Source organism: Streptomyces sp. NRRL S-495 (assembly GCF_000966955.1).
GTDB classification, from domain to species: domain Bacteria; phylum Actinomycetota; class Actinomycetes; order Streptomycetales; family Streptomycetaceae; genus Kitasatospora; species Kitasatospora purpeofusca.
Genome location: NZ_JZWY01001017.1, coordinates 1 through 5115, shown reverse-complemented (window position 1 = coordinate 5115; position 5115 = coordinate 1). Strand labels below are relative to the sequence as shown.

Genomic DNA, 5115 nt, shown 5'->3' with positions numbered 1-5115 from the left:
GCCCGGCGGGTGCGGAGGAACGCGCCGAGTTCCTTCGGGCGGCCGCCTGAGGTGCTCATGCCCCCAGTGTGGCAGTGGCGGCCGTTGGTGGGGGCGGGATCGGCAGCGGTCAGCGTGCCCGCGCACCGGCGCCTGCGGCAAGTTCGCTGGGAGGGAGAGTTTTCTCCCCCGCTGAAATCCGCGTGTGACGGAAGTGTCCCCTTTTCGGCGGCCGGGCGGCGTGCGAGCGTCGTGGCGCGACCGGCGGCGGGTGTGAACGACGGCGGTGCGAACGGCGGAGTTCCTTCGGCACGCCCCACTGGAGAACATGATCATGGAGTTCGCCCAGCCCGCGGCCACCGGCAGGGCCCCGGCCGAGTGGTTCACCGGCGAGGTGTGGTGGGACGTGGTCCACTCCGGCGGGGCGCCGTCCCGGAAAGGCGCCGGCCTGGTCCGCTTCGCACCCGGGGCACGCACCCACTGGCACTCCCACGCGCTGGGACAGAGCCTGCACGTGGTCTCCGGGACCGCCCTGATCGGCACCCGCGCCGGCGTGGTCCTCGCGGCCCGGCCGGGCGAGCTGGTGGTCTGCCCGCCGGGGGAGGAGCACTGGCACGGCGCGGCGCCGGACGGCGCCATGGAACACCTGGCCACCTGGGAGGGCACCGAGGACGGCAGCCCTGGGACGACCTGGCTGGAGCCGGTCACCGAGGAGCAGTACGCCCTCGCCCGCGGCACGGGCGCCTGAGCCCCGCGCGCCGGCGCTCCGCTCAGTCCGCGAGCCGGCCCCCTCGGCCCGCTCAGCCCGCGAGCTGGCCCGGTCGGCCCGGGACCCACAGCGGCACCGGGGCGGTGGGCGCCATGTGCCGGGCGGCGTGCTCGTCGAGGACGGCCAGCGCCCGGTCCCGGACCCCGTCACGGCCAGCGCCCGGTCCCGGTCGCCGTCACTGAGCTCCGCCAGCGTCGCGGCCGCCGAGCGGGCGCAGGCCAGGACGAGCGCGAGCATGTCCTGGCGCCGGCAGTGCTCGCGGACATAGGCCCGGCCGCGTTCGAGGATGCAGGCGCCCAGCGTCTCCCGCTCGGCCGCCGCGACCGGATCGGCACCGGCCATCGCCATCTTCACCCCGTACCAGACCAGGACGAGCGCGTCCGGCTCGGCCGGGTGCGACACCTCGGTGAGCCCTGCCCACTCCCGGGCCCCGGCCGACTCCCGCCCCAGCCGCTCCAGCGCCGCCGGACCGTCCCCGTCCTCACGCCGGAGCACCAGCTCGGCCGCCCGCAGCACCACCGCGCGCAGCACCGTCTCGGCCGGCACCCGCAGCCCCGGCGCGGCCGGGTCGGCGAACGCCAGCCAGGCGTCCGCGAACGAGGCGGCCCGCAGCTGCCCCAGCCACGGCGGTGCGCCCTCCACGAGCCCCAGCCGCTCCTCCACGGCCAGCCGGACCAGCCCCACGGCCACCAGATCCGCAGCCCCCGCGTCGGGCCCGAGCCCGAACAGTCCGTTCCGCATGGAACACCCCCCGTCCAACGGTCATCACCTTGTGTGCGCACATCCCACCACATTGAGACGGAAACGAACTTGGTCGCGCCTGTGATGAGACGCACGCCACGCCCCCCGCAGTCCGTCGGCGGTCGCCCGCATCACCCCCTTGACCTGCGGCTTTCCGTTGACGGGCCGACGCCGCCGACCGCCCGGACCGCCCCGAGGATCTTGACGCGGACCTGCGGACCGGGCCTCGGCGGTCCCGGCGGCCCCCGGCGACCCGCTCGCCCGGATCCCGGCCCCGGCCGGGTGCACCCGATCAGTCCGCCGCCGGTGCGTCGGGCACGCCGTCGTAGTGGACGACACAGCGCCCGAAGGCCTCCCGGTACTGCGCCAGCTGCTCGCGCAGAGCGGCCGCCGAGTGCGGGGCACGGCGCTCCAGGGCGGCCCAGCCGGTGAACCGGATTTCGGCGGGGAGGACGACCAGGCCGGTGACGGCGTCCCGGAAGGCGTTCCAGTTCCCGCCGTAGAACGACGGGAGACCGAGCTCCCGCTGCAAGGTGGCGTGCAGGTCCCGATCGTCGACGACGGCGCCGACGTCGATCAGCACCCGCCGGTCCGGGTCCGGGTCCGGATCCTCGGGGGCACCCCAGAAGGTGGGGAGCCACCAGCACAGGACGGACCGGTCCTCCGGCCACGGGCGGACGGAGCCGTCGGCCCGGTACTCCTCGAAGGCGTCCGTCGCAGGGTCGATCGGACGCCAGTCGGGATCGACGGGCTCGTCCGCCGCCGGCGGGCGGGCGTAGAACCGCCCGCGCTGGTCGCAGGCGCCGTACGCCACGACGTTCCGCTGTGCCTCGACCAGCGGGACGCTGTTGGCGCCCGGTGCGAACGGCCAGCGCAGCTGGACCGCGTCGTCCTCCCAGGTGCAGACCGGGCAGACGACGGAGGAGCCGGGCCAGCCCGCTTCGGCGTCGAGGACGAGGAGGCCGCAGCAGGGGCACGGGCGACGGGTGTCCACCGGGCCAGTCTTGCCCACCGGGCCACCGGGGGCGAACAAGTTCTGCCGCACCGGCGCTGGGCGGGTGCGGCCGCTCGGGCAGCGGTCCGGTCGGTTGCCCGGTTGCCCGGTCAGCCGCCGCCCATGCCGCCCTGGGCGGCGATCATGGTCAGGTGCAGCCCGGACACCGCGTGGGCCAGGCCGGGCGCGGTGGTGGCGAGGCGGTCGGTGAGGGCGGTGACGCGGTCGGCGTGGGCCTTCCGGTCGTGGCGGGTGAGCACCAGGCGCAGGTGCCCGTGGGCGGCCAGGGCGGCGAGCACCGCGTCCGCGAACGGCGCCTCGGCGGGCGGGGTGCTGCCGCGGACCAGCTCGGCCACCCGCACCTGGAGGTCCAGGGCCTCGCGCGGGTCGTCCATCGCCACCGGCCGCCGCGGCACGACCCGGCCGTGGGGGGCGCGGTCCGCGACGGTCAGCACGCCGAGCACCGCGAGCCGTTGCTCGACGGCCTCCAGGGTGTCCTCGCGGTCGCGCCGGATCCAGGCCTTCCAGCTGCGTGACGCGCTGCCCGCCTCGGCGAGCAGCGCGTCGAGGGCGCCGTCCCCGGTGGGGTCGGCGGCGACGACCCGGACGTGTCCCGCCCCGTCCTCGGCGACCGCGCCCCGGTGGGCGAGTTCGGCCAGGGCGGCGGCACGGACCAGGAAACCGGCACGGGTGCGGTCCTGCAAGGACTGGGACCGGGTGTCGAAGGCCAGCAGGTAGCCGGAGAGATGCAGGGCTCGGCTCATGCCTTCGACGATAAGGGTGGTGGCCCCCGCGATCCGTCACCCCGCGGTCGGAGTCGCCCTCCGTCGACAGGACTACTGGAAGACCGGCTGTGGGTGGCCGATTCCGGCGCGGTGAATATCGGGCAAGTACGAGGAATTACCGCATTCCTGGGAACGGACAGCCGAATCCCCGCCGAATCCCCGCGCGTATCAGGACAACTGTCCGCGAGGGATCAGAATCCGGGAGCCTCAAGGGCGTTCGCGCGTTGGAATGGCAGCAGCGGACCCTTTCACCCGAGCCTACCCCGGTAGCCGAAGGCAGAGAAAGAGATGCCATGGATGATTTCGACGGCGAAACCTCCAAACGCAACCCCGTCTTCTGTGCTCTCGTCAATGCCCCCCTCGACCTGGACCGCGACGACCTCGGGCACCCCGCCCACCCCGGCCTGTGGGAGCGGCTGGTCGGCGACCGCAGGCCGGTCGACCAGCGCGGACTCCACTGCCCGGACTGCCGGGTCGCCCGGGGTGCCCGGGCCTGGATGTACGTCTTCGAGCGGCAGGGCCTCCGGATTGCCGCGCACCACAATCCGCACCGCCGCCCGTCCGTCGGGAGCGACGTGTGCGAGGCGTACCGGGAGCGGTACGTCCGCGCGGCCGAGAGCGCCGGTCACACCGCCGAGGTGGGGGTGGTCGACGCGAACGGCAGGCGGCGGACCGATGTGCTCGTCACCGGCGCGGGCGGACAACGGTACGGGTTCGAACCACAGTTGTCGTACCTTTCCGCCGCGGCCGCCCGCAGCCGTGATGCCGCCGCCCGGGCCGACGGCATCACGGCGGTCTGGCACACGGTGGACCCGAGGTCGCCGCTGATCGACGCGGTCCACTGGACCAGGACGGACGACCTGCCCGCGGCCGCCGTGCGCGCGGAGCGCGACCTGCTGGTCCGCGGCGGCGTGCGGGCCCTCACCCTGGAGCTCTGCGACCGCATGCCGGCGCCGTGCCCCACGCGCAGGCAGGGCAGTTGCGGGCGCCGCCACGCGCGGTGGGGGCCCCGGCCCCGGCAGTTCGACGACCTCGTCCGCGACATCGCCGCCGGGAGCTGCGTCCCGCTCACCGTGAGGGCGGGTCGGGGCGTGCACCGCTTCTGGTCCTCGGTCGAGGACCGCGAGGCCTTTCTCGACAGCGGCGGCACGCTCGCGTCCGCCGAGGAGGCGGCCGCCGGTGCCGTCGACCGCGCGCCGGCGCCGCACCGCTCCACCGCCTCCGGTCCGCGCCCCCACCTCCGCCGGAACACCCGCTGCGTCGTCGACCGGGCCGACCGGGCCGAGCGGGCCGAGCGGTGGCACCGGAGGTTCGCGGCCCTGCCGGCCCGCGACAGCGGCGAGGCGATCTGGTTCCCCGAGCCGGCGGCGGCCCCCGCGCGGATCCCGCGCCCGGAGATCGCCCCGGTCCGACGCGAGGTCTGCTCGGCGGGCCACGGTCCCGCCTGCGGCCGGGGTGCCCGGCTCTACCCCGGGGGGTGGTTCTGCGAGGAGCACCGCCCCGGCGCGGCCCGCGCCTGAACCGCCGGGTCGACGCTTGAACTGCCGGGCCCGCGCCTGAGCCGCCGGGTCCGGCGCTACGGGGCCGGTCGGCGCCGGGCCCGACTGCCTTGCGGTGTGCGCAGACGGTCCGCGTAGAGTCGACCGAGGCACACCTCACCCACCGTCGGCCGCGCGTTTTCTTCACCGCGCCGGTCCGGGCGGCCCCGGCCGCCGGCCCTGTCGGCGCGGGGTGTGCCGGTCGAGCGGATCGGGACAGGGCGGGAACAGGGAGCGAGATGGTGAGGGGCAGGCAGGAGGCGAGGCGTCCGCACGGGGAACTGGTCGCGGACGTCCTGGCGGTGCTGT

4 protein-coding genes are annotated in these 5115 nt (G+C 75.7%); 2 read left to right on the top strand and 2 right to left on the bottom strand.

Going from position 1 to position 5115, the window contains the following annotated elements:
• Positions 1-313: 313 nt before the first annotated feature.
• Positions 314-727: a cupin domain-containing protein gene (locus VR45_RS38090; protein ID WP_045944532.1), complete on the top strand. Its 414-nt coding sequence runs from the start codon at positions 314-316 to the stop codon at positions 725-727.
• Positions 728-1781: 1054 nt separating this feature from the next.
• Here VR45_RS38090 and VR45_RS49620 read toward each other — a convergent pair.
• Positions 1782-2483: a CPCC family cysteine-rich protein gene (locus tag VR45_RS49620; RefSeq protein ID WP_078897403.1), complete on the bottom strand. Its 702-nt coding sequence runs from the start codon at positions 2481-2483 to the stop codon at positions 1782-1784.
• Positions 2484-2593: 110 nt separating this feature from the next.
• Positions 2594-3247, bottom strand: a complete 654-nt coding sequence (locus tag VR45_RS38080) for a GPP34 family phosphoprotein (RefSeq protein WP_045944530.1) — start codon at positions 3245-3247, stop codon at positions 2594-2596.
• Between the two features lie 314 nt (positions 3248-3561).
• Between VR45_RS38080 and VR45_RS38075 the strand changes: the two genes are divergently transcribed.
• Entirely contained in the window at positions 3562-4788 is a 1227-nt protein-coding gene (locus VR45_RS38075) for a hypothetical protein (protein ID WP_045944529.1), read from the top strand.
• Positions 4789-5115 lie beyond the last annotated feature (327 nt).